Source organism: Citreimonas salinaria (genome assembly GCF_900107235.1).
GTDB lineage: Bacteria > Pseudomonadota > Alphaproteobacteria > Rhodobacterales > Rhodobacteraceae > Citreimonas > Citreimonas salinaria.
In genome coordinates this window covers 192,368-214,903 of sequence record NZ_FNPF01000003.1, presented here as the reverse complement: position 1 = coordinate 214,903, position 22,536 = coordinate 192,368, and the positions used below count along the sequence as shown (strand labels likewise).

The 22,536-nt window shown below is 68.3% G+C and carries 24 protein-coding genes and 2 pseudogenes; 22 read left to right on the top strand and 4 right to left on the bottom strand.

Annotated elements, in window-relative coordinates; translation table 11 throughout:
* Positions 1-19: 19 nt before the first annotated feature.
* Positions 20-724 carry a TetR/AcrR family transcriptional regulator gene (locus BLW27_RS05315; protein ID WP_089880360.1) on the bottom strand — a complete coding sequence of 235 codons (705 nt, stop codon included), beginning with the start codon at positions 722-724 and terminating at the stop codon, positions 20-22.
* Positions 725-862: 138 nt separating this feature from the next.
* On the opposite strand from BLW27_RS05315, the gene BLW27_RS05310 reads away from it, so the two are divergent.
* The 5 genes from BLW27_RS05310 (at position 863) to BLW27_RS05290 (ending at position 6,592) form a co-directional block, all read left to right on the top strand.
* On the top strand, positions 863-1,732 hold the full coding sequence (locus BLW27_RS05310; RefSeq protein WP_089880357.1) for a shikimate dehydrogenase: 870 nt from the start codon (positions 863-865) through the stop codon (positions 1,730-1,732).
* 43 nt (positions 1,733-1,775) lie between these two features.
* Complete coding sequence (locus BLW27_RS05305; protein WP_089880352.1) at positions 1,776-2,783, top strand: DctP family TRAP transporter solute-binding subunit; 1,008 nt, start codon at positions 1,776-1,778, stop codon at positions 2,781-2,783.
* Between the two features lie 100 nt (positions 2,784-2,883).
* Positions 2,884-3,402, top strand: coding sequence for a TRAP transporter small permease (locus BLW27_RS05300; RefSeq protein ID WP_245710781.1), 519 nt, complete (start codon positions 2,884-2,886; stop codon positions 3,400-3,402).
* A gap of 1 nt (position 3,403) precedes the next feature.
* Positions 3,404-4,678: a TRAP transporter large permease gene (locus BLW27_RS05295; RefSeq protein ID WP_089880346.1), complete on the top strand. Its 1,275-nt coding sequence runs from the start codon at positions 3,404-3,406 to the stop codon at positions 4,676-4,678.
* 27 nt (positions 4,679-4,705) lie between these two features.
* On the top strand, positions 4,706-6,592 hold the full coding sequence (locus BLW27_RS05290; protein ID WP_089880344.1) for a bifunctional sugar phosphate isomerase/epimerase/4-hydroxyphenylpyruvate dioxygenase family protein: 1,887 nt from the start codon (positions 4,706-4,708) through the stop codon (positions 6,590-6,592).
* Positions 6,593-6,734: 142 nt separating this feature from the next.
* Here the strand turns inward: BLW27_RS05290 and BLW27_RS21930 are convergent, their stop codons facing one another.
* The 3 genes from BLW27_RS21930 to BLW27_RS05280 are packed head-to-tail and all read right to left on the bottom strand — an operon-like array spanning position 6,735 to position 7,870.
* A complete protein-coding gene (locus tag BLW27_RS21930) occupies positions 6,735-6,866 on the bottom strand; it encodes a hypothetical protein (RefSeq protein WP_281242718.1) in 132 nt (43 codons plus the stop codon).
* A gap of 21 nt (positions 6,867-6,887) precedes the next feature.
* On the bottom strand, positions 6,888-7,112 hold the full coding sequence (locus BLW27_RS21420) for a hypothetical protein (RefSeq protein WP_089880341.1): 225 nt from the start codon (positions 7,110-7,112) through the stop codon (positions 6,888-6,890).
* 47 nt (positions 7,113-7,159) lie between these two features.
* Entirely contained in the window at positions 7,160-7,870 is a 711-nt protein-coding gene (locus tag BLW27_RS05280; protein ID WP_089880338.1) for a nitroreductase family protein, read from the bottom strand.
* A 253-nt stretch (positions 7,871-8,123) separates the two neighbouring features.
* On the opposite strand from BLW27_RS05280, the gene BLW27_RS05275 reads away from it, so the two are divergent.
* The 17 genes and pseudogenes from BLW27_RS05275 (at position 8,124) to BLW27_RS05205 (ending at position 22,517) form a co-directional block, all read left to right on the top strand.
* On the top strand, positions 8,124-9,791 hold the full coding sequence (locus BLW27_RS05275) for a phospholipase D-like domain-containing protein (RefSeq protein ID WP_089880335.1): 1,668 nt from the start codon (positions 8,124-8,126) through the stop codon (positions 9,789-9,791).
* Positions 9,792-10,089: 298 nt separating this feature from the next.
* On the top strand, positions 10,090-10,542 hold the full coding sequence (locus BLW27_RS05270; protein WP_089880331.1) for a (2Fe-2S)-binding protein: 453 nt from the start codon (positions 10,090-10,092) through the stop codon (positions 10,540-10,542).
* Between the two features lie 14 nt (positions 10,543-10,556).
* Positions 10,557-12,734 (top strand): xanthine dehydrogenase family protein molybdopterin-binding subunit, encoded by a 2,178-nt coding sequence (locus tag BLW27_RS05265; RefSeq protein ID WP_089880328.1) that lies wholly within the window; start codon positions 10,557-10,559, stop codon positions 12,732-12,734.
* A 56-nt stretch (positions 12,735-12,790) separates the two neighbouring features.
* Positions 12,791-13,084 carry a c-type cytochrome gene (locus BLW27_RS05260; RefSeq protein ID WP_089880324.1) on the top strand — a complete coding sequence of 98 codons (294 nt, stop codon included), beginning with the start codon at positions 12,791-12,793 and terminating at the stop codon, positions 13,082-13,084.
* A 95-nt stretch (positions 13,085-13,179) separates the two neighbouring features.
* Positions 13,180-14,334, top strand: a complete 1,155-nt coding sequence (locus BLW27_RS05255) for an NAD(P)/FAD-dependent oxidoreductase (protein WP_245710780.1) — start codon at positions 13,180-13,182, stop codon at positions 14,332-14,334.
* Positions 14,335-14,359: 25 nt separating this feature from the next.
* Entirely contained in the window at positions 14,360-14,734 is a 375-nt protein-coding gene (gene soxX / locus BLW27_RS05250; RefSeq protein WP_245710779.1) for a sulfur oxidation c-type cytochrome SoxX, read from the top strand.
* Positions 14,731-15,177 carry a thiosulfate oxidation carrier protein SoxY gene (locus BLW27_RS05245; RefSeq protein WP_218141087.1) on the top strand — a complete coding sequence of 149 codons (447 nt, stop codon included), beginning with the start codon at positions 14,731-14,733 and terminating at the stop codon, positions 15,175-15,177. Before soxX ends, BLW27_RS05245 begins: the two co-directional genes overlap by 4 nt.
* Positions 15,178-15,495, top strand: coding sequence for a thiosulfate oxidation carrier complex protein SoxZ (gene soxZ, locus BLW27_RS05240; RefSeq protein WP_089880314.1), 318 nt, complete (start codon positions 15,178-15,180; stop codon positions 15,493-15,495). It abuts the gene before it with no gap.
* Positions 15,492-16,244 (top strand): sulfur oxidation c-type cytochrome SoxA, encoded by a 753-nt coding sequence (gene soxA, locus BLW27_RS05235; protein WP_089880311.1) that lies wholly within the window; start codon positions 15,492-15,494, stop codon positions 16,242-16,244. Before soxZ ends, soxA begins: the two co-directional genes overlap by 4 nt.
* 315 nt (positions 16,245-16,559) lie before the next feature.
* Positions 16,560-17,081 (top strand): annotated as a pseudogene (locus tag BLW27_RS22070) (DUF2231 domain-containing protein); the annotation flags it as partial.
* A pseudogene (locus BLW27_RS22065) lies at positions 17,042-17,356 on the top strand (Rieske (2Fe-2S) protein); the annotation flags it as partial. The pseudogenes BLW27_RS22070 and BLW27_RS22065, both read left to right, overlap by 40 nt.
* 81 nt (positions 17,357-17,437) lie before the next feature.
* A complete protein-coding gene (locus BLW27_RS21140; RefSeq protein WP_245710793.1) occupies positions 17,438-18,034 on the top strand; it encodes a hemerythrin domain-containing protein in 597 nt (198 codons plus the stop codon).
* 78 nt (positions 18,035-18,112) lie between these two features.
* Complete coding sequence (locus BLW27_RS05225) at positions 18,113-18,748, top strand: flavodoxin family protein (RefSeq protein WP_089880305.1); 636 nt, start codon at positions 18,113-18,115, stop codon at positions 18,746-18,748.
* Between the two features lie 89 nt (positions 18,749-18,837).
* Complete coding sequence (locus tag BLW27_RS05220) at positions 18,838-19,629, top strand: SDR family NAD(P)-dependent oxidoreductase (RefSeq protein ID WP_089880301.1); 792 nt, start codon at positions 18,838-18,840, stop codon at positions 19,627-19,629.
* Complete coding sequence (locus BLW27_RS05215) at positions 19,622-20,410, top strand: SDR family NAD(P)-dependent oxidoreductase (RefSeq protein ID WP_089880299.1); 789 nt, start codon at positions 19,622-19,624, stop codon at positions 20,408-20,410. Before BLW27_RS05220 ends, BLW27_RS05215 begins: the two co-directional genes overlap by 8 nt.
* Before the next feature lie 266 nt (positions 20,411-20,676).
* A complete protein-coding gene (dusA, locus tag BLW27_RS05210; protein WP_089880296.1) occupies positions 20,677-21,699 on the top strand; it encodes a tRNA dihydrouridine(20/20a) synthase DusA in 1,023 nt (340 codons plus the stop codon).
* Positions 21,699-22,517 (top strand): sulfite exporter TauE/SafE family protein, encoded by an 819-nt coding sequence (locus tag BLW27_RS05205; protein ID WP_425429277.1) that lies wholly within the window; start codon positions 21,699-21,701, stop codon positions 22,515-22,517. Before dusA ends, BLW27_RS05205 begins: the two co-directional genes overlap by 1 nt.
* Positions 22,518-22,536: the final 19 nt, after the last annotated feature.

Here is a 22,536-nt window from a genome sequence, read left to right as displayed (position 1 = left end):
TGAGGGCGCCGGCCTCACGTCATGTCGAGCGGCAGGCCGCCTGCGCCGCCTCGGCCTGGTCCAGCGCCTGTGGATCACTGACCACGCCGGCCAGGATGCTGCGCACCACCGCGCGCCGTACCCGGTCCTGGCCGGCATCGGTCACCAGGGCATCGCCGAAGCTGCGCGTGAAGGTGTGCCGGTTCGAGACGTTGAAGAAGCTTTGCGCGCTGATCTGCCAGTGCAGCACCAGCGGGTCGGTGTCGGGCCGGAACGTGCCGTCGGCGCGACCGCGCGCGACGATGTCGGCCAACGTCCGGATCGCGTCCTCGTTGACCTTGCCGATGGCTTCGGAGCGTTCGAGGTAGCGCGCGCCGTGAACGTTCTCGATCATCACCAGGCGAATGAAATCCGGGTTGCTCCGGTGGTGATCGAAGGTGAAGCCGATCAGCCGGCGCAGCGCTTCGAGCGGCGCGAGCCCGCCCAGGTCCAGCGCGCGCTCGCGTTCGCGGACCTCGCGGTAGGCCTCTTCGAGGGTGCGCAGGTACAGCCCCTCCTTGTCGCCGAAATAGTAGTAGATCATCCGCTTCGACGTCTCGGTCCGCTCGGCGATCTCGGCGACGCGCGCGCCTGACAGGCCCTGTGCCGCGAAGACCGCGTGCGCCACGCGCAGGATGTTGGCCTGCACCGCCTCGGGGTTCTGCTTCCAGCCGGACCGTTTCTGCTGCGTCGTCTCGTCGCTCATCGGCGTCTCCCTCTTGGTGAAACCATACCGATTTAACCGGGCGGTTCAATTTGATTGACATATTTAACCGCCAAGAACATTGTGGGCAGCAGGAGCGGATTCGCGGCGTGGCCCGCGGTCTGGAATGGGAGGACGCCGATGCCGGTCGAGACGGGCCAGACGAACACGCTCACGCTGCGCGCCGGGCTGGTCGGGCGGGGAATCGGCGCGTCGCGCACACCCGCGATGCACATGGCAGAAGGCCGCGCGCAGGGCCTCGACTACGACTACCACATCATCGACATGGACGAGGCGCCCGCGGGGCGCGATCTGGCCGAGGTCCTCGGCCGGGCCGATTCCGAGGGCCTGGCCGGGCTGAACGTCACCTATCCCTACAAGGTCGCCGTGCTGGATCACCTGCACGAACTCTCGGACAACGCCCGCGCGCTTGGGGCGGTGAACACGGTGGTGTTCCGCGACGGCCGCCGTCGGGGCCACAACACCGACCTGTGGGGGTTCGCCGAAAGCTTTCGGCGCGGCATGGACGGCGTGCCGCTGGATCAGGTGCTGCTGGTCGGCGCGGGCGGGGCGGGCGCCGCCGTGGCGCATGCGGTGCTGCAGCTTGGCACCGCGAGGCTGTGGATCCACGACACCGACGAAACCCGCGCCATGTCGGTGGCGGGCGCGCTGAACGACAGGTTCGGGCAGGGGCGCGCGGCCGTCGCGCCGTCGCCCGAGGCAGTCGCGCAGGACCTGGCCGGAATCATCAACGCCACGCCGGTGGGCATGGCGAAGCTGCCCGGCTGCCCGTTCCCCACGGACCTGCTGCATCCCGGCCTCTGGGTCGCCGACATCGTCTATTTCCCGCTCGAGACCGAGCTTCTGGCCGCCGCGCGCGCCGCGGGCTGCCGGGTTCTGCCCGGTGCGGGCATGGCGGTCTTCCAAGCCGCCCGCGCCTACGAGCTTTTCACCGGCCGCGTTCCCGATCCCGATCGGATGCGCGCCACCTTCGACGCGCTCGGGAACTGAGGGGCCGGGCGCCGCCGACAAACGCATAAAGGGAGGAACCACAATGCGCCTTACCACCTTCACCGCTGCCGCCACCGCCGCCATCCTGGCGCTGGGCGCGGCCGCCGCGCAGGCGCAGACCCTGCGCTTCGCGCATGTCGACCCGGCCGACTGGCAGACCTCGAAGAAGGGCGCCGCGGGCGAGATCTTCAAGCAGATCGTCGAGGGCGAGACCGACCTGACGGTCGAGTTGTTCCCCGCGGGCAGCCTCGGAAACGAGGACGAACTGGTCGGCCAGGCGCAGGACGGGCTGACGCAGGTCGTCATGGTCTCGGGCGCGATGTCCAAGATCTGCCCGGCCGCGGGCGTGCTGGACATCCCCTACACGTTCTCGTCCGCTCCGCTGGCCTGGAAGGTGCTGGACGGCGAGTTCGGCGACGCGCTGGCGCAGCACTGCCTGGACGAGACCGGCCTGCGCACGCTGGCCTATGGCGAGACGGGCTTTCGCAACTTCACCAACAACGTCCGCGAGATCCGCACCCCCGCCGACATGGAGGGGCTGAAGTTCCGCGTCCAGCCGATCCCGCTTTACGTCGAGATGGTCAAGGGGCTGGGCGGAGAGCCGACCCCCATCGCCTGGACGGAACTGCCCAACGCGCTGTCCACCGGCGTCGTCGACGGGCAGGAGAACCCGGTCGGCGTGATCTACAACAACGGCCTGCACAAGCTGCAGAAATACATGACGCTCGATGGCCACGTCTACGCGGCCGATTTCCTGCTGATCTCGGACGAGTTCTTCCAGTCGCTCGACCCGGCCGAGCAGGCAGTGGTCGAGAAGGCGGCCAAGGTCGCGGGCAACATGGGTCGGTCGATCCAGCAATACTCGACCGCCGTTGGCATCAATGCGGTGCAGGACGAGGGGATGCAGGTCTATTCCCCCACCGACGAGGAAATCGCGCAGTTCCGCGACGCGGCCCAGCCGGCGGTCAAGGAATGGCTTGCCGGCGAGCTCGGCGACGACGCCCAGTGGATCGACCGCCTCGACTCGGCAATCGGCGCAGCGTCCGAGTGACCTGACCTGACCATACGGCCGGCCGGTCTTTCGGCCGGCCGGCTATGGCGGCGCGTGCCACCCCACGCGCTCTGCTCGCGCCCATCACGAGGATCCTTCCGTGACCCGTCTCTCCCGGCTTTACGCACACGTCCTGGCCATTGTGGCGGGGGCCTGCATGGCGCTGGTCTTCGGCGTGATCTTCGTCAACTCGCTGCGCCGCTACGTCAGCGGGCAGTCGCTGCCCTGGGGGGACGAGCTGCCGGTCTACGTGACGATCTACGGCGTCATGTCGGGCGTGGCGCTGGCCTGCCTGCAGGACCGGCACATCCGCTTCGCCGTGCTGCTTGACGCGCTCTCCGACCATGCGCGCGGCCGCTTGCTGCTGGCGATGGACGCTGTGACCTGCATCGTCGGCGTCGCGCTGGCGTGGTCCGGCCTGGTCTTCGTGTCGCGCCGCCCGCAGGTCGAGGCTTCGGGGCTGATCGGCTCGGCGCAGGATCTCGCCGCGGCAACCGGCATCGAGGCGCTGGTCTGGCTGGGCCGCATGGGCACATGGCAGTTCGCCATCGTCTATGGCGGCGTCGCGCTCGCGCTGGCCGCCGCGCTGCGCCTGTCCACCCGCGCGAAGGAGATCTGAGATGGCATGGATCGTCCTTCTCGTCGGGCTGCTGGCCGGGCTTCCCATCGCCTTCGCGATCCTCGCGGCGCTGTCGCTGTTCATGGCCACGGGCGATGCGCCCTACCACATCCGCATCGTCGCGACCGAGATGTTCAAGGGCCTGAACTCGTTCCCGTTGCTGGCGATCCCGCTGTTCATCCTGGCCGGAGAGGTGATGAACGCCAGCGGCATCACGCAGCGCATCATCGCTTTCGCCAACGCACTGGTCGGCGGCTTCCGCGCCGGGCTTGCGCAGGTGAACATCTGGGCCAGCGTGATCTTCGCCGGGCTTTCGGGCTCGGCCGTGGCGGACACGTCTGCGCTGGGCCGCGTCTTCATCCCGGAGATGGAAAAGCATGGCTATGATCGCGCCTTCGCTGCCGCGCTGACGGCCGCGTCCTCGGTCATCGGCCCGATCATCCCGCCGTCGATCCCGGTGATCATCTATGCGCTGATTGTGTCGGGCGTGTCGGTACCGGCGCTGTTCCTGGCCGGCATCGTGCCGGGGCTGCTGCTGGCGGTGTTCCTGTCGGTCTACGTCGCGCTCACGGTGAAGGAGGCGGACATCACCCCGGATCCGGACCTGACGACCCGCCCGCGCCGCGCCGCGCTGCTGGGCGGCATCCTGCCGCTGCTGATGCCGGTCTTCGTGGTCGGCTCGATCCTGCTGGGGGTCGTGACCCCGACCGAGGCGGCCAGCTTCGCCGTTGCCTACGCGCTGGTGCTGGGATTGCTCGTGTATCGCAACCTGACATGGCGCGCGCTGCCGGGCCTGTTCTCGGGCGCGATGCGTGACAGCGCTGTCATCCTCGTGATCATCGCCGCCGTCGCCGCCGCGAACTGGTTGCTGACCTACAACCGCGTGCCCAACATGCTGACCGATTGGGTGCTGGGTAACGTCGACAGCCAGGTGGCCTTCCTTCTGGCGGTGATCGTGCTGTTCCTGTTCGTCGGCCTGTTCCTCGAAGGCATCGCCGCGATGCTGGTGCTGGTGCCGATCGTCCATCCGATCGCCGTGTCGCTGGGCGTCGATCCGGTGCATTTCGGCATCATCGTCATCTTCAACCTGATGATCGGGCTGATCACGCCGCCGCTGGGCCTGTGCCTTTTCGTGGCCGAGGACATCGCCAAGGTCGGCATGGCGCGGCTTGTGCGCGCGATCCTGCCCTTCTTCGCGGTCGAGGTGGCGGTCCTGCTGATCCTCACCTTCGTGCCCGATCTCGTCACCTTCCTGCCGAGCGCGCTGGGCTACTGACGCACCTTCTTCGAAACGGATGTCGCCATGAAAACCTCGATCGCCACCGTCTCGATCTCGGGCAGCCTGCCCGAAAAACTCGATGCCATCGCGAAGGCGGGATTCGACGGGATCGAGATCTTCGAGCAGGATTTCATCGCCCATGACGGCCCGCCGCGCGAAGTCGGAGCCATGATCCGCGAGCGTGGGCTGGAGATCACGCTGTTCCAGCCTTTCCGCGACTTCGAGGGGCTGCCCGGCGACCTGCGCCGCAAGGCCTTCGACCGGGCCGAGCGCAAGTTCGACCTGATGCAGGAACTGGGCACCGACCTGGTGCTGGTCTGCTCTTCGGTACATCCCGCCTCGTTGGGCGGAATCGACCGCGCCGCCGACGATTTCGCCGAGCTGGGCGAGCGTGCCGGCGCGCGCGGCCTGCGCGTGGGCTTCGAGGCGCTGGCGTGGGGGCGCCACATCCATGACCACCGCGACGCCTGGGAGGTGGTGCGCCGCGCCGATCATCGATCGGTGGGCCTGATCCTCGACAGCTTCCACTCGCTGGCGCGCAAGATCGACAGCGACACGATCCGCTCGATCCCCGGCGACCGGATCTTCTTCGTGCAGCTGGCCGACGCGCCGCTGATCGAGATGGACCTGCTCTATTGGTCGCGCCACTTCCGCAATATGCCGGGCGAGGGTGATCTGGACGTCACGGGCTTCATGCGCGCGGTCGCGGCGACGGGTTATGCGGGGCCGGCAAGCCTCGAGATCTTCAACGACCAGTTCCGCGGCGGCAGCCCGTTGACCGTGGCGCGCGATGGCTACCGCTCGCTGATCGCGCTGGCCGACGATGTCCGCCGGGCCGAGCCCGAGACCAGCGTCGACCTGCCCGACTTCCCCGCCCGCGCCGAGGTGCGCGGCGTGTCCTTCGTCGAATTCGCCACCCGCGGCGAGGAGCAGGCCCAGCTGGAGGCGCTGCTGTCTTCCCTCGGTTTCACCCGCCGCGGACGCCACATCGCCAAGCGGCTGACGCTGTGGCAGCAGGGCGACATCCGCATCGTCCTGAATGCCGAAACCACGGGCCATGCCGGCGCCGCCTTCAACGCGCGCGGCACGTCGGTCTGCGATCTGGGCATCTCGGTCGGCGACGCTTCCGGCGCCTTGGCCCGCGCGACTGCGCTGGGCGCCGAACCCTTCCACCAGCCGCTGGGCCCGGGAGAACTCGACATTCCCGCGATCCGCGGCCTGCGCGGCTCGGTGCTGCATTTCCTCGACACCGCCTCGGGGCTGGACGACGTCTGGCAGGTCGAATTCGAGACCGAAGCCGCCGCGACCGTGGATGCCGGTCTAAACGCCATCGACCACATTGCCCAGACCATGAACTACGACGAGATGCTGTCGTGGTCGCTGTTCTGGACCACCCTGCTGGCGATGGACAAGGCGCCGATGGTCGACGTGATCGACCCGGACGGGCTGGTGCGCAGCCAGGCGCTGGCCGCCTCCGATGGCGCGCTGCGCCTGACCCTCAACGGCGCCGAGAGCCACCGCACCCTGGCTGGCGGTTTCCTCGTCGAAAACCTCGGCGCCGCGGTCCAGCACATCGCCTTCGCCACCGACGACATCTTCGCGACAGCCAAGGCGTTGCGCGGGCTGGGCTTCGACCCGCTGCCAATCCCGGCGAACTACTACGACGACCTCGCCGCGCGCTTCGACTTGGCCCCCGACCTGCTGGACAGCCTGCGCGGCGCAAACATCCTCTATGACGAGGACGCCGCCGGCGCCTTCTTCCAATTGTATTCGCGCCCCTTCCACGCCGGGCTGTTCCTGGAGATCGTCGAGCGGCGCGGCGGCTATGCGGGTTACGGTGCGCCCAACGCGCCCTTCCGTATCGCCGCGCAGAAACGGCTGATGCGGCCCAAGGGCATGCCCGCGGCCTGACACGGCGTCGTGCGAGGGCGCGCAGGAGGCAACGGAACGGAGGTCCGCGATGGTCCGGCGCCACCTCGTTCCCTCCGCGGCATTCTGCAGCGCGCACTCCGCATCGTGCCGCCGGCCATCGAAGAGCGCCGATGGAGGCGCTTCACGATCCCAAAAGAAACTGAATGGCGACCGCTGTCGCGTAGATCCCCGGCAGAAGCATGCTCTCCGCGCCGATCTTCCCGGGCCCCTGCCTTTGCCGCATGATCAGGCCGCCGATCAGGAAGCGCGTCATCACGAGCGCGGTCGCGATCCATTAGAAACCGGCATCGCCCACCGCATGGTAAAGCGACCCGCCGCGGTAGGCCGCGGCGTGTTCGAGATCGTTCTTGCGGTAGAACATATCGGCGACGGCCAGGAACAGCGTCTGCGCCGCGATGCCGCCCACGCTGTTCGAGAACGCCAGCCGGCCGAGCGCCAGCGAACGCGCCGTCCGGCGAGCTTGGAAGTTGTTCGCACGGTTGCCGGCTCGGACCACCATGGTCGCGCCTCCAGAACGGCAGAGGCAAAGCGCGCCCGTTCGGCCCCTCAAGCAGGTTTTTCGGTTGCGCGGATCACCGTCAGGACGTCGTGCCGGGGCTTCTTTCGCTTTGCGACGGCCGGAACGGTTGCGTCAGGGGCAGGGTATCCCACCGGAAGGATCATCACCGCCTTCTCGTGCGCCGGTCTGCCGCAGAGTTCGGGCAGGAACTTCATCGGATTCGGCGTGTGCTCCAGGCAGACGAGCCCCGCATGATGCAGCGCCGCGATCAGGAACCCGGTGGCGATGCCGACGCTTTCGGGGACGTAATAGTTCTTGTAACGGGAGCCGTCCTGCGTGACGCCATAGCGCTGGGCGAACACGACGATCAGCCAGGGGGCGTCGGTCAGGTGCGGCTTGCTGGCCCCGGTCCCGATCGGCTCCAGGGCGGACAGCCATTCGTCACCGCCGCCACCGGCGTAGAAGTCCTTTTCCTCCTCCTCGGCGGAGGCACGGATGCGTGCCTTCATATCCGGATCGGAAATCGCGACGAAGTGCCAGGGCTGGTGGTTCGCCCCCGAAGGCGCGGTGGCTGCTGCCTCGATGCAGGCGGTGATGACCGCCTCGGGAACGGGGCGCGTGTCGTAATGCCGGACCGAGTGGCGCTTGCGCATGTAGTCGCGAAACGCTTCGGCGGCCGCGAGGGCGTCGGCCTCCGCCAGCTGGACCTTGTCCGGGAGGGGCAGCGGTTCGTAGCTGGCTTCACCCTTGCGATACATCCGTTGTCCTTTCGAGCCGCGCCCGCCGTCGCCGCGCCGGCGGATCTGCAGGCGGCAACAAAGCATCCTCCTCCCTGGCTCGCAAGGTCCGGGTGATGGTCGGACCAGCCGAAGGGGTCGGCAGCGCGGCCAAGGCTCCAGGCTCTCCGGCGCGGCCGGTCATCCTCGCTTCCGGGATCGAATTCGCGCCGCCGCCGTTGGTTTCAGGACCGGCGATCGGAACAGCCGGTCTGGTAGACGCCGGGGGACAGCCATGCCGACGACGACTGACGAGACCGACACCCTGCTTCGACCGGGCGAGACCTGCTGGCGGATCGCGCATGCCAGACGGGCCGCGCTGATCGTCGACGCGGCCGATTACTTCGTGCACCTCCGTTCGGCCCTGACCAGCGCCGAGGAGACGGCCTACCTGATCGGGTGGGATTTCGACCTGCGCATCGAGATGGTGCCGGGCCGCAGCGACGAGGACGGCAACGCGCCCGACGGCTGGCCCAACCGGCTCGGGAAGTTCCTCGAGGCACTGGTCGAGCGCCGCCCCGAGTTGCGCCTGCATATCCTCAAGTGGGACGCCGCGATGATTGCCGAGATCGCGACGCAGGCTTGGGAAACGCTGAGACTCAAGATGGCCTCCGAACGCATCCACTTCGCGCTCGACAGCCACCATCCCGCGGGCGCCTGCCATCACCAGAAGATCGTGGTGATCGACGATCGTTTGGCCTTCTGCGGCGGGATCGACGTGACGACGGGGCGCTGGGATACGCGCAACCACTCGCCGGACGACGACCGCCGGACCGACCCGGACGGCTCGTTGCACCAGCCCTGGCACGATGTCACCACCGCGCTCGAGGGACCGATCGCCGAAGCCTTGGGCGATCTGGCGCGGAAGCGCTGGCTTTCGGCCACCGGCGACGAACTGCCCGTTCCGCAAGGGGTCGGACGTCCGCTGTGGCCGGATGATCTGGCGCCGGACATCCGCGACGTCGACATCGGCATCGCCCGCACCGAGCCGCGCTACCACCGCGAGGAGCTGGTGGACGAGATCGAGCAACTCTACCTCGCCGCCATCCGGGCCGCCCGCCGCACGATCTACGTCGAAAGCCAGTATCTCGCCGCCGGCTCGCTGTGCGAAGCGATGGAGGCGCGGCTTGCGGAACCGGGCGGGCCGGAGATCGTGATCATCAATCCGCAATCGGCGCAGAGCTTCCTGGAGGACGAGGCGATGCATTCCGTCCGCTCGCGCATGATGGAGCGTCTGCGGGAGGCCGACGAGCGCGGTGGCGGCGGGCGCTTTTCGATCTTCCACCCGGTGAACGGCGAGGGGACGCCGATCTACGTCCACGCCAAGATCTTCGTCGTCGACGATCGCCTTCTGAAGATCGGGTCGAGCAACATCGACAACCGCTCGATGGGTTTCGACACCGAAGCCGACATCGCCATCGAGGCCACGTTGGAGGCGGAACGCGCCCTGATCCGGAACTTCACGCTCTCGCTGCTGGCCGAACACCTGGGCTGCAGTCCGGACGCGGTGCGTGCGGCCTGGCAGGAGCGAGGCTCGCTCGTCGCCGCGATTGACATGCTGCGCAGACCCGAGGGCCGAGGCCTGCATCCGATCGAGTCGCAACCGCTCGATCCGCTGGAGCGCGTGCTGGCGGATTCCCGCATTTTCGATCCGCGGTACTGGCCGCGCAACCGCGTCCGCCGGAAGGACCGCGTCAAGCATGCCGCCAAACGCGCCGCCGAACCCTATCAACTGGAGGCGGCCGGCCTTGGCACGATCCTTCTGGCGACGGGCGTGGCGGCCCTCGGGATCTGGGCCGGACACCGGATCTGGCGGCGCTCGCGTCGGAAGCCGTTGGCGACGCCCGCCATCATCACGCACCGGACCTTCCGCCCATCGGCGCCGCGCAAGCCGCGCGGCTGAGCGCCGTCCGCACGCTTCCTGGGCGTCCCTCCCTGAAAGGGGACACTTCGCCCGCGCCGGGCGTCGCTTCAACTGCGGAGCCGACCAGCCTCCCTGAGTCATTCGAGGCGTTGGTGTGTCAGGCCACACTGTCGCCGAAACGGCGGGTCCGGGTCGAAGCCGCCGCCTGGAAGCCAGCGGGAACTTACAACCCTGACGGAAGTAGCAGTTGCCTTGAGCCGACCCTCGGGCGTAGCGTGGATAGGATAATCCGCCCGCGGACGCTCCATCGTGGGTACCGAACCGAGGGAGAAACGCAATGCCAGCACTTACCGTCAACGGAACCCGCCACGAGGTGGACGCAGAGCCGGATACGCCGCTTCTCTGGGTCCTGCGCGAGCAACTCGGGCTGACCGGCACGAAATACGGCTGCGGCATCGCGGCCTGTGGCGCCTGCACCGTCCAGATCGACGGACAGCCCATGCGATCCTGCCAGATCCAGCTTCAGGACATCCGCGAGGGCGAAGAGATCACCACGATCGAGGGCCTGTCGCCCGACCGGTCGCACCCGATCCAGCAGGCCTGGATCGAGCTCGACGTGCCCCAATGCGGCTATTGCCAGTCCGGCCAGATCATGGCGGCGGCCGCGCTTCTGCGGGACGTGCCCGAACCGACGGACGAGGACATTCGCGCCAGCATGTCGAACCTCTGCCGCTGCGGCACCTACAACCGGATCCGCGCGGGCATCAAGCGCGCCTCCGAGCTGTCGTGAAAGGGAGAGCGAGTATGACCGAACACTTCACATTGTCGCGCCGGGGCTTCCTCGCCTCTGCGGCCGCGACCACCGGGGGGCTGGCCCTCGGTTTTCCGCTCGGCGCGGGCGCCGAGCAGCTCGACAAGCTGGCCCAGCCCGAGATCAACGCCTGGGTCGTCGTCCAGCCGGACAACACCGTCATCGTCCGCGTGGCGAAGATCGAGATGGGGCAGGGGACGCTGACCGGCCTCGTGCAGCTCGTGGCCGAAGAGATGGACGCCGATTGGGACACCGTCAGCTGGTCCTACCCGACGCCGGGCGAGAACGTCGCGCGCGAACGGGTCTGGGGATCCTTCGGCACCTTCGGCAGCCAGGGCATCCGCACCAGCCAGGAAATGGTCCGGCAGGGCGGCGCAGCGGCGCGGGCGATGCTGCTTCAGGCCGCCGCGAACCGCTGGAACGTCGATCCGGGCGAGTTTTCCGTCGAGCGGGGCGTGATCACGGGCCCCGGCGGCGAGACGCTGACCTATGGCGACGTGGCCGAGGATGCCGCCCGACTCGACGTTCCCGAGAGCGTGACGCTGAAGGACCCGTCCGAGTGGACGATCGCCGGCAAATCGCTGCTTCGGCTCGACACGGCCGACAAGACCGATGGCAGCCGCGTCTTTTCCATCGACTTCAAGGTCGACGGGATGGTCAACGCCGCGATCCGCCAGACCCCGGTCCAGGGCGGCACGGTGGCAGGCTTTGACGCGTCTTCGGTCGAGGGCATGCCCGGCGTCCAGCGTGTGCTGCAGGTGGACGACTCGACCGTTGCCGTGGTCGCCGACACGTGGTGGCGGGCGAAGAAGGCGCTCGACGCGCTGGAGATCGAGTGGGACTTCCCCGAGGAGAACGCATCGTTCGGGACCGAGGACCTCGAGGCGATGCTGACCGAAGGCCTCACGGCGGAGGAGGCGTTCATCGGCAACGAGGCGGGCGACGTCGCCGAAGCTCTCGGGAAAGCGGCACAGGTGGTCGAGGCCACCTATTCCTATCCTTGGCAGCACCACGTCACGATGGAGCCGATGAACGCCACGGCGCTTGTCACCGACGACAGCTGCACGGTCTGGACGTCGACCCAGAACGCGGAATCCGATCTTGCCGCGGCCTCGGAAGCGTCCGGGCTGGAGATTCCGCAATGCGACATCCACCGGATGAACCTCGGCGGCGGCTTTGGACGGCGGGGCGCGTCCTCCACCGACTACACGACCATCGGGGTGAAGATCGCGATGCAGATGAAGGGCACGGCGGTAAAGGTCATCTGGTCCCGTGAAGAGGACATGACCCACGGCGCCTACCACCCCGCGACCAAGGCCCGCTTCCGCGGCGGACTGGACGCCGACGGGAACCTGACCGGGATGCACATGCGGATCTCGGGGCAGTCGATCTTTGCCGGGCTGATGCCCTTCGCGCTGGAGGACGGCAAGGACCCGCTGGTGTTCCAGGGCCTTCAGGCCGACGGTCAGGAAGGGCAGCTTGGCTACACGATTCCCAACCTGCTGATCGACCACGCGATGCGCAATCCGCCCTTGCGGCCCGGCTTCTGGCGCGGCGTGAACAACAACCAGAACTCGTTCTACCTCGAAAGCTTCATCGACGAGCTTGCCCTCGCCGCGGATCGCGATCCGCTCGAGTTCCGGCGCGCGTTGATGCAGGACCATCCCAAGCACCTCGCCGTGCTGAACAAGGTGGCCGAGGGGATCGGTTGGGAGAACGGCGCCCCCGAGGGCCGCGCCTTCGGGCTTTGCCAGCACATGGGCTACGGGTCCTACGTTGCGGCCGCGGCCGAGGTGTCGGTCGAAAACGACGCGGTGAAGATCCATCGCATCGTCGCGGCGACCGATCCGGGCCACGTGGTCAATCCCCAGCAGGTCGAGGCGCAGATCGAGGGTTCGTTCGCGATGGGCCTTTCGGCCTCGATGATGAGCGAGATCACGATGCAAGACGGGCGGGTGCAGGAGGAGAACTTCGATACCTATCCCATCGTCTCCATGTGGGAGATGCCGGATGTCGAGAAGCACATCATCCCCTCGGGCGGATTCTGGGGGGGCGTCGGGGAACCGACGATCTTCGTGGCGACGCCCGCGGTCCTGAACGCCGTCGCGCGGCTTACGGGAAAGCGCGTGCGGGAACTGCCGCTCTATCGCAGCGGGCTGAGGCTGTCCTGACACTTCGCGGGGCGGCGCGTTGCCGCCCCGGGCCATCTCACCAGTTGGAGAACTCCATGCGCGCCACCCTTGCCGTCGCCGTTCTCTGCATCGCGGGTAGCCTTTCCGCACAGGAGGCGCCCGACTTCCGGACCGCACCGCCCGGGGCGCTGTCCTGTTCCGGCTGTCATGGGGCCGGGTCCGACATGACGTTGAGCGGTCTTTCGGCGGCGGAAATCGAAAGCGCGATGCACGCCTTCAAGGACGGCACGCGGGAGGGGACCCTGATGGGGCGCCTCGCGGCAGGCTTCGACAGTGCCGAAATCGCGCTGATCGCAGCATGGATCGCGGAAGACGGAGGCACGGAATGACCACTGACAGACGAACGGTTCTGAGGGGCATCGGCGCCACGGCCGCGCTGACCTTCGCGCGTCCCGCCTCGGCGCAGGATCGGGGACGGGTCGTCGTGGTCGGCGGCGGCTTCGGTGGCGCGACCGCGGCGCGCTTCCTCGCCCGTGCCGGACACGATGTGACGCTGGTCGAGCGGGACGCGTCCTATGTCACCTGTCCCTTCAGCAACACCGTCCTCGGGGGCTTCGCCCGGATGAGCGACATCACCTTCGGCTACGATGGTCTGGCGGCGGAAGGCGTGCAGGTCGTGCAGGGAGAGGCGGTCGGTGTCGCGGACGGGACGGTCACGCTCGCCTCCGGCGATGCGTTGCCTTTCGATCGGCTGCTGCTGTCGCCGGGGGTGGAACTGCGCTACGACGCGTTGCCCGGGTATTCCGAGGACGCGGCGCAGAAGATGCCCCACGCCTGGAAGGGCGGGCCACAAACGGAGCTCCTGCGGTCGCAGCTGACCAATATGGAGGACGGCGGCCTCGTCGTCATCGCGCCCCCCGCCAACCCATATCGCTGCCCCCCCGGCCCTTACGAGCGGGCATCCCTGATCGCGCATTACCTCTCGGCCGCGAAACCGGCGTCGAAGATCCTGATCCTCGACGCGAAGGAGGCGTTCTCCAAGCAGGCGCTCTTCGAGGAGGCATGGGCGACGCTGTATCCGGGCATGATCGAATGGATTCCGCCCTCGGGGGGTGGACGCGTCGCCGAGGTGGACCCGTCCACGATGACGGTGGTGACGGATTTCGGCCGCTACGACGCGGCTGTCGCGAACATCATACCGCCGCAACGGGCCGCTTCCATCGCGCAAGTGGCCGGCGTCGCCGACCAGACCGGATGGTGCCCCGTTTCGGGCCTGACCTTCGAAAGCGACCTTGTTCCCGGCATCCACGTCATCGGTGACGCGTGCATGGCGGGTGCGATGCCGAAATCGGCTTTCTCTGCGAACGCGCAGGCCAAGGTCGCCGCGGTGGCGATCGACGCGCTTTTACGGGGCGAGAGCGCGACGTCGCCGAAGCTGCTCAACACCTGCTACAGCCTCGCCGCGCCCGGTTACGGCTTCACCGTTGCCGGGGCCTATGGCGAGGCTGATGGAAAGCTCTTCGAGATCGAGGGGGCAGGCGGTGTCAGCCCACTGGATGCGCCCGAAAGCGTCCGCTCGGCGGAAGCGGATTATGCCCGGTCCTGGTATGCGACGATCACGACCGAAGCTTTTGCTTAGCCTTTTGCTGGCCCTGTCTGCGCAAATGGCGCAGGCGCAGGGCCTGCCCGAGGCGCTGACGGACCGGCCCGGGAATCCGGAGGAGGGTCGCGCCATCGTCACGACCCGCGAACGCGGGCTTTGCATCCTTTGCCACGGCGGGCCGTTCCCCGACGTGGCCTTCACTGGCGATCTCGCCCCCGATCTGACGGGGGTGGGCGCGCGGTTGTCCGAGCCCGAACTGAGGCAACGGATCGTCGACAGCCGGGTGTTGAACCCCGGCACCATCATGCCGCCCTACCACTCCACGTCCGGACTGACCCGGGTGGGCGAGCGGTGGCAGGGCACTACCATCCTGACCGCGCAAGAGGTCGAGGACGTAGTCGCCTACCTTGCCACGCTGACGGAGGAGCCGAGATGAAAGCCACACGCCGACAGGCGATCGCGATGGGCCTCGCCATGCCGCTTGCCCTGCGGGTGCGGCCCGCACAGGCCACGCCCGAGACCATGCAGGCCGCGATCGACGCGTTCACCGGCGGCGCCGCGGTTACGGAAGGCGGCGTCGAACTCAAGATCCCGGCGCTCGTGGAGAACGGCAACTCGGTTCCCCTTTCGGTATCCGCCGAAAGTCCGATGACGGACGAGGATCACGTGGAAGAGATCGCGATCTTCAACGAGGTCAACCCGCTGCCCGACACCGTGCGGTTCCACTTCACGCCCCGATCCGGCCGCGCGACCGCGCAGACGCGCATCCGCCTGAACGGGACGCAGCACGTCACGGCCATCGCGCGCAAGAGCGACGGCACCTTCCACTCGGCGCAGGTGAACGTCATTGTCACCGCACCGGCCTGCCGGGAGAGCTGAATGTCCGCGCTCGTGAACATCCCGGAAACCGCCGCGCCCGGAGAGATCGTCGACATCAAGGTGCTGCTGCAGCACCCGATGGAGACCGGGTTTCGCACCGGCCCTGACGGCAAGCTCGTGCCGCGCAACATCATTCACTCGTTGCGCTGCCTCTACCTCAGCGAGGAAGTCTTTGCCGCCGAGCTTTTTCCCGCCGTCACGGCGAACCCGTTCTTCGCCTTCACCCTCGTGGCCGAAACCACCGGCGAGGTAGAGATCCTGTGGGCCGACGACGCGGGGGAAGAGCAGCGCCAGTCGCAGACGCTCACCGTCGGATGAGACTGGCCGCACTCCTCGCGCTGGCGCTTGCCTTGCCCGCTGTCGCAGAGGAGCGGGTGACGGGTTTCGAACAGATGTCGGAAGACCTCCAGGCCATGCAGAACGATCCTGTCGCCAATCCCGGCCTCTTCTGGATCGCTGACGGCGAGACGCTCTGGAGCGAAGACCCCGGAACCGGCGCGGACAGCTGCAAGGGGTGTCACGGCGATGCCTCGGACAGCATGGCGGGGGTCGCCGCCAGCTATCCGGCCTGGGACGAGGAGAGCGGCCGCCCGGTCGACCTTGCCGGACGCATCAATCTCTGCCGGACGCGGCACCAGGACGCCGAGCCGTTCGAGCGCGTGAGCGACGAGCTGCTCTCGCTTGCAGCCTACCTCACGCACCAGTCGAAAGGCATGCCGATCACGCCCGACGACGATCCCCGGACCGATCCGTGGCGGGAGAGGGGCGAGGACCTGTTCGCGCGGCGGATCGGGCAGCTCAACCTGTCCTGCGCGCAGTGCCACGACCGACTGGCTGGCGGTCACCTCGGCTCGGCGCTGATCCCTCAGGCGCACCCGACGGGCTACCCTCAGTACCGCCTCGAGTGGGAGACGATGGGTTCTCTGGCGCGACGGTTCGACAACTGCATCTTCGGCGTCCGCGCCGAGCCTTACGAGGCCGGGTCCGAAGACTACGTCTCTCTAGAACTGTACCTCAAGTCGCGCGCAGCCGGCCTTACCATCGAGTCCCCGGCCATTCGACCCTGAGGGCCAGCGCAGCAGATGGCGGCTGCCGGAGGAACCAGCTCACGTGACGAAGCCGTATCGGCTGGCCATTCGCTGCGAGGGCTTTTGCCGATCGCCCTCGGGTTCGATGCGCTGGATGCGCCACGCGGAGCGATCTGACCATTCTCCACGTCCTCGGTCACGATTTGTCTTAGAGTCCACGAAACCGGCGGCGGCTCGGGGAACCGCGCGGGGTGCGGCACGTTGTTCCGGATTGATCATACCGGCAGGCCATCGGACCGTGCCTGCGCCGACGGGCACATCCGGCAGGTTTCGCATCGATGATGGAGTTGCGCCATGACCAGGGCGACGGAGCGATGGACGGCAGCCATCGAGGCGAACGAAGCGCTCGACCGGCCGTCCTACGACGTCGCGCACGCGACCTCGCTGGCGCTGCACCCGACGGGCACGGCGGCGAAGCCGATCCAGAATGCGCTTCACGGCACGTGGCTCGGCCACCCGCTGCACCCGGCGCTGGCGACCCTGCCTATCGGCGCCTGGACGCTCGCCTTCGCGCTGGACACCTCCGAAACGCTGCGCCTCGGCCGTTCCGGATCGACGGACCGGACCGCCGACGTCGCGCTCGGGGCGGGCACCGCGGCGGCCGTGGCGGCGGCTGCGGCCGGCCTTGCCGATTACCGCAAGGTGCACGGGCGCGATCGGCGCACCGGGCTGGTCCACGCGGTGCTGAACACCACTGCTCTAGTGTTGTCCGCGGGCTCGCTTGCCCTGCGCAGGCGCGGCCACCGCGGCGCCGGACGCGCGGCCAGCGCCGCGGGATGGGCAAGCATGATGGCGGGCGCCTACCTTGGCGGTCATCTCGTTACCGCAGGCGGATCGGCGTCGCGCGCGATGACCGCTCGCCGGAGCCACGCAGCTTCCGGCCCGTCGCACGACTGGATGTGCTCGAGGAAGACAAGCCACACCGCGTGGAGGCCTGGGACGACGTGGCGTGCGTCGGCGTCGGCGTGGTCCTCGTGCGGCATCGCGGCGCCGTCCGTGCGCTGGGATCGCGGTGCGGGCACATGGGCGGGCCGCTTGACGAAGGCTGGGTTCAGGATGGTGGTCTCGTCTGCCCTTGGCACGGCTCTCGCTTCTGCCTCGCCGATGGTCGCGTTCTGGATGGACCGGCGACCGCGCCCCAACCGCGCTACGAGACGCGCATCGTGGACGGCATGGTCGAGATCCGGCACGTCCCCGACCCCGGCGACGAGGCGCTGACGCCCGGTGAGATCGCGGCCGAGCAGGAGCAGCCGCAGCCCGCGCCGCCGCCGGGCGCCCGCCGGGCCGACGAGGTGCTGTTCGAGCATCACCAGTTGATGCGCAGGCTGTTCGAGGAGATCGAGGCGATGCCGCCGGAAGACCCTGAGCGGCGTGACATGATGCGCCTGCTGGCCGGAGAGTTGCAGATCCACGAGCATGTGGAGGACGAGATCTTCTATCCCGAGGTGCGCCCGGTAAGCGAGGACGTCCCCGTCGCCCATGCCGAGCACCAGCAACTGGCGGACATGCTCGCCGTCGTGCTGCGGCTTTCGCCGTCGAGCCCGGACTTCGAGACGCAGCTGCGCAACCTGCACGCCGCGATGGATCACCATGCAAGCTCCGAGGAGAGCTCGATGTTCGTCGAGGCCCGGCGGCTCGGCGACGCGCGACTTCGCGAGATGGGAGCGCGGATCGAGGAGATGCTCGACCACGAGCGCACCGCGCTCGCGCGGAAGACCTGGCGGGACGTGAAGATCCGCTTGCTGGAGGGACCCGGGATCGATCAATGACCGGCCCGTTCCGCGGAACACTCGGGCGTCACCGGTCGTTGGCGCATGAATCGTCCACGCTTCGAAGGAGGCCCTGCCATGCCCGATGCTGCCGAGCCACTGACAGCATTCGCGCTGAACTGCTCGCTTCGCCAGTCGGACTCCGACAGCCCCAGTTCGACCGACAAGATGATCTCGGACCTTCTGGCGGCGATGAAGCCGCACGGCGTGACCGGCGGGACCGAGCGCGTCGTCGACCACAACGTGAAGCCCGGCGTCTTGTCGGACATGGGCGAAGGCGACGAATGGCCGGCGCTGCGGGCGCGCGTCCTGGCGGCGGACATCTTCATCCTCGGCACGCCGATCTGGCTTGGCCATCCGTCCAGCGTCGCACGACGGGTTCTGGAACGCATGGACGCCTTCCTGGGCGAGACCGACGATCGCGGCCGGATGCCCGCCGCGGGGAAGGTGGCGCTGGTGGCCGTCGTGGGCAACGAGGACGGCGCCCATGCCAGCCACGCGTCCTGTTTCCAGGGGCTGAACGACGTGGGGTTCACCATCCCTGCCAATTCCGGCGTCTACTGGGTCGGAGAGGCCATGCATGGCACCGACTACGTCGATCTCGACGGCGTGCCGGACGCGGTGCAGTCGGCGCTGGCGACCGCGGCCTCGAACGCGGCGCATCTCGCGCGGCTTTTGAAGCGGCAGAACTATCCGGGGCTGCCGCAGGGCTGACTGCGACACGCCCACCGGAAACCGGGCACGGTGCCGGGCTCATCCTCGGGCCGAGTGCCGCAACTCTCTTGCCGACCGAAGGAGGTCCCATGCCTGCCGAAAGACCGCTCGCCGTCGTCACCGGAGCCTCGACCGGCATTGGCTATGAACTGGCCAGATGTGCGGCGCAGGACGGCTGCGATCTCGTCGTGACGGCCGATGAGGCCGCGATCGAGACGGTCGCTTCCCGGCTACGCGACACGGGCGCATCGGTCGAACCGGTCCGGGCCGATCTTTCGACCGCCGAGGGCGTCGACCTGCTGTGGTCGGCCATGCGGGACCGGCCGGTCGACTACCTCATGGCCAACGCGGGCAGGGGGCTCGGCCATGCCTTCCTCGAACAGGACTGGGACCGGATCGAAGAGGTCATCCGCCTCAACGTGAGCGGGACGACCGACCTGCTGCACCGCGCGCTGCAGGCGATGCGCAGGCGCGGCGAGGGCCGCATCCTGATCACCGGCTCGCTCGCGGGCGAGATACCCGGCAGCTACCAGGCCGTCTACAACGCGACGAAGGCGTATCTCGACACCCTGTCCTGGGGCGTGCGGAACGAACTGGGGGACAGCGACGTGACGGTGACCTGCCTGATGCCCGGGCCGACCGACACCGAGTTCTTCCACCGCGCCGACATGGAAGATACGAATGTGGGCCAGAGCGACAGCAAGTCCGACCCGGGCATGGTCGCGCGAAAGGGTTACGCGGCGATGCTGAAAGGCGCGTCCGGCGTGGCGCCCGCCACGATGACCAAGCTGCAGTCCGCCCTGTCGGGGATCGTGCCCGACAGCGTGCTGGCGCGCATGCACCGCCAGATGGCCCAGCCGCAGGAGAACGACAATGGCTGAAAAGCTCGCAGTCGTCACGGGCGCATCGACCGGCCTTGGCCGCATCCTTGCACGGCTTGCCGCCGAGGACGGCCACGACCTGGTCATCTGCGCCGACGAGGCGGAGATCGCCGCGGCGCGCGAGTTAAAGGGCATCGGTGTGAGCGTCGAAAGCCACGTGGCCGATCTTGCCACGCGCGACGGCATCGAGACGTTCTGGCGGGCGATCGCCGACCGTGAGATCGACCTGTTCTTCGCCAATGCCGGTCGCGCGCTTGGCCACGCCTTCCACGACCAGGACTGGGATGCGGTGCGGCACCGCATCGATCTCAACGTGCTTCAGACGACCATGCTTCTGCACCGGATGGGCCGGAAGATGCACGCCCGCGGCGCAGGCCGCATCCTTGTTACCGGGTCCATCGGCGGCTTCGTGCCCGGACCCTACGACGCCGTCTACAACGCGACGAAGGCCTACCTCGACAGTCTTGTCTATGCGCTTCAGGACGAGTGGCGGGACAGCCCGGTGACGCTGACCTGCCTGATGCCCGGCCCCACCGAAACGCCGATCTTCCACCGCGAGAGCAACGACCTCGAGGACACGCCGATTGCCGACAGCGATTCCAAGGACGATCCAGAGAAGGTCGCGCGTGCCGGCTACAAGGCGCTGATGAAAGGCAAGCGGGGCGTGGTTCCGGGGTGGGGCAGCAAGCTCGCCACGATGCTCGCGGAGCTCGTGCCGCAGGACCTGCCCGCTGCCGTCCACAAGCGCGGCGCCAAACCGTCGTCCGACGACCCGGCGTGACGTCGGGGTGCCCGCGGGCGGACGCGCCGCAGGCTCTCGGTCTGCCATTCCTCCTGTTCGGCGGAAGACGTTGCCGGGCGGACGCTCGGACGATGGCCTGATCGGCCGTCGGACCGGCGCTCATCGCGTATAGCTTTAAGTCGTCCCGGACCCCCGGCACGCCCGAGAGAGGTGCGAGAACTCGGGCCCGCTGCAACGACTTGTTGCACTGCCACAAGAAACGGGGGCAAAAGGCCCGGAAATCGAGGAGCAGCGGTCGGGTGACCATGAACGCAGAGCCAGCAAGACACAGCGCTTCGGACATCGAGCGCGCCGCGCGGCTAAGCGTGGCCCCGATGATGGACTGGACCGACCGAAGCTGCAGGTACTTCCACCGCCTGATTTCGGCGAGGGCACTGCTGTACACCGAGATGGTGACGGCGCCGGCGCTGGTGCGGGGCGGGGCGCTGCACCTGCTGGACTTCGACGCCGCGGAACAGCCCGTGGCGCTGCAACTCGGCGGCTCGGACCCCTTTGAGCTGGCGCAGGCGGCGCGGATGGGGGCGCGGGCGGGATATGCCGAGATCAACCTCAATTGCGGCTGCCCGTCGGACAGGGTGCAATCGGGCACGTTCGGAGCGGTGCTCATGCGCGACCCCGGGCTGGTCGCGCGCTGCGTCATGGCGATGCGCGACGCCACGGATGTGCCCGTCACGGTGAAATGCCGGATCGGCGTCGACGACCAGGATCCCGAAACGGTCCTGCCCGAATTCCTCGCCCGCATTGTCGCGGCCGGCTGCGAGCGCGTGACCATCCACGCGCGCAAGGCCTGGCTGCAGGGGCTCAGCCCGAAGGAGAACCGCGACGTCCCGCCGCTCGACTACGACCTCGTCATGCGCATGAAGCAGCTGTTCCCCAACCTGCACATCTCGATCAACGGCGGAGTCGACGGCCTCGATGCGGCCGTCTCGTTGCTGGACCAGGGGCTTGACGGGGTGATGATCGGCCGCGCCGCCTACCACCAGCCCTGGGACATCCTGTCGAACGCCGACGCGGCGATATGGGGCGACGTGCCCCGCGCGCGCGCACCCGAAGACGTGGCGCACGCGATGATGCCCTACGCGCAGGCGCATGTCGACGCGGGCGGCAAGCTGTCGCAGGTCACGCGCCACATGCTGGGCCTGTTCGCCGGGCGTCCCGGGGCACGCGCCTGGCGCCGCACGCTGTCCGAGCACGCGGTGCGCCCCGGTGCCGATGCGCGGCTTATCGAGACGGCGCTTTCGCACATGGAAGAGGCGCGCGCCGCATGATCCCCGATTTCGCGACGCTCGCGCCCCTGGTGGGGCTTCTTCTCGTGTCCGGCGCCTTCGCGGGTCTCTTGGCCGGCATGCTGGGCGTCGGCGGCGGCATCGTGCACGTGCCGGCGTTCTTCTTCGTCTTCTCCACGCTGGGCTTCGGCGGGCCGCAGCTGATGCAGATCTGCCTCGCCACGTCGTTGGCCGCGATCGTGATCACCTCGCTGAGGTCGGTGGCGGCGCACAACAAGCGCGGCGCGGTCAACTGGCACATCCTGAAGACCTGGGCGCCGGGCATCGTCATCGGCGCGATCGCGGGCGTGTTCGTTGCCGCAAAGGTGCGCTCCGAGGCGCTCGAGGCGCTGTTCGGCATCGTGGCGCTGCTGGTGGGCCTGTACCTGGCCTTCGGGCGGCAGGACTGGCGGCTGGGCCAGCAGATGCCCGGGGTTCTGGGGCGGTCGATCCTGTCGCCGCTGGTCGGCCTTCTTTCGGTGTTGATGGGTATCGGTGGGGGCACCTTCGGCGTTCCGCTGATGACGCTGTTCAACGTGGCGATCCATGCCGCCGTGGCGACCGCCGCGGGTTTCGGCGCGCTGATCGCGGTGCCGTCGGTGATCGGCTTCCTGATGGTCGACGTCGCGGCGCCGCCGCCGCTGACCTTCGGCGCGGTCAACCTGCCGGCCTTCGTGGTGGCGGTGTCGATGACGCTGTTCACGGCGCCGATCGGCGCGAAGATCGCCCACCGGCTCGACGCGTTGACGCTGCGGCGCTCCTTCGCGGTGTTCATCCTGATCGTCGCGGTCAACATGCTGTTCACCGCCTTCGAGGGATAAGGCCGGGAAAGTTCGCGAC

What these genes read in the sequence shown, in the direction of transcription:
- BLW27_RS05315 (WP_089880360.1), bottom strand. Translation starts at nt 724, where the DNA reads ATGAGCGACGAGACGACGCAGCAGAAACGGTCCGGCTGGAAGCAGAAC.
- BLW27_RS05310 (WP_089880357.1), top strand. Translation starts at nt 863, where the DNA reads ATGCCGGTCGAGACGGGCCAGACGAACACGCTCACGCTGCGCGCCGGG.
- BLW27_RS05305 (WP_089880352.1), top strand. Translation starts at nt 1,776, where the DNA reads ATGCGCCTTACCACCTTCACCGCTGCCGCCACCGCCGCCATCCTGGCG.
- BLW27_RS05295 (WP_089880346.1), top strand. Translation starts at nt 3,404, where the DNA reads ATGGCATGGATCGTCCTTCTCGTCGGGCTGCTGGCCGGGCTTCCCATC.
- BLW27_RS05290 (WP_089880344.1), top strand. Translation starts at nt 4,706, where the DNA reads ATGAAAACCTCGATCGCCACCGTCTCGATCTCGGGCAGCCTGCCCGAA.
- BLW27_RS21930 (WP_281242718.1), bottom strand. Translation starts at nt 6,866, where the DNA reads ATGACGCGCTTCCTGATCGGCGGCCTGATCATGCGGCAAAGGCAGGGG.
- BLW27_RS21420 (WP_089880341.1), bottom strand. Translation starts at nt 7,112, where the DNA reads ATGGTGGTCCGAGCCGGCAACCGTGCGAACAACTTCCAAGCTCGCCGG.
- BLW27_RS05280 (WP_089880338.1), bottom strand. Translation starts at nt 7,870, where the DNA reads ATGTATCGCAAGGGTGAAGCCAGCTACGAACCGCTGCCCCTCCCGGAC.
- BLW27_RS05275 (WP_089880335.1), top strand. Translation starts at nt 8,124, where the DNA reads ATGCCGACGACGACTGACGAGACCGACACCCTGCTTCGACCGGGCGAG.
- BLW27_RS05270 (WP_089880331.1), top strand. Translation starts at nt 10,090, where the DNA reads ATGCCAGCACTTACCGTCAACGGAACCCGCCACGAGGTGGACGCAGAG.
- BLW27_RS05265 (WP_089880328.1), top strand. Translation starts at nt 10,557, where the DNA reads ATGACCGAACACTTCACATTGTCGCGCCGGGGCTTCCTCGCCTCTGCG.
- BLW27_RS05260 (WP_089880324.1), top strand. Translation starts at nt 12,791, where the DNA reads ATGCGCGCCACCCTTGCCGTCGCCGTTCTCTGCATCGCGGGTAGCCTT.
- soxX (WP_245710779.1), top strand. Translation starts at nt 14,360, where the DNA reads ATGGCGCAGGCGCAGGGCCTGCCCGAGGCGCTGACGGACCGGCCCGGG.
- BLW27_RS05245 (WP_218141087.1), top strand. Translation starts at nt 14,731, where the DNA reads ATGAAAGCCACACGCCGACAGGCGATCGCGATGGGCCTCGCCATGCCG.
- soxZ (WP_089880314.1), top strand. Translation starts at nt 15,178, where the DNA reads ATGTCCGCGCTCGTGAACATCCCGGAAACCGCCGCGCCCGGAGAGATC.
- soxA (WP_089880311.1), top strand. Translation starts at nt 15,492, where the DNA reads ATGAGACTGGCCGCACTCCTCGCGCTGGCGCTTGCCTTGCCCGCTGTC.
- BLW27_RS21140 (WP_245710793.1), top strand. Translation starts at nt 17,438, where the DNA reads ATGGTCGAGATCCGGCACGTCCCCGACCCCGGCGACGAGGCGCTGACG.
- BLW27_RS05225 (WP_089880305.1), top strand. Translation starts at nt 18,113, where the DNA reads ATGCCCGATGCTGCCGAGCCACTGACAGCATTCGCGCTGAACTGCTCG.
- BLW27_RS05220 (WP_089880301.1), top strand. Translation starts at nt 18,838, where the DNA reads ATGCCTGCCGAAAGACCGCTCGCCGTCGTCACCGGAGCCTCGACCGGC.
- BLW27_RS05215 (WP_089880299.1), top strand. Translation starts at nt 19,622, where the DNA reads ATGGCTGAAAAGCTCGCAGTCGTCACGGGCGCATCGACCGGCCTTGGC.
- dusA (WP_089880296.1), top strand. Translation starts at nt 20,677, where the DNA reads ATGAACGCAGAGCCAGCAAGACACAGCGCTTCGGACATCGAGCGCGCC.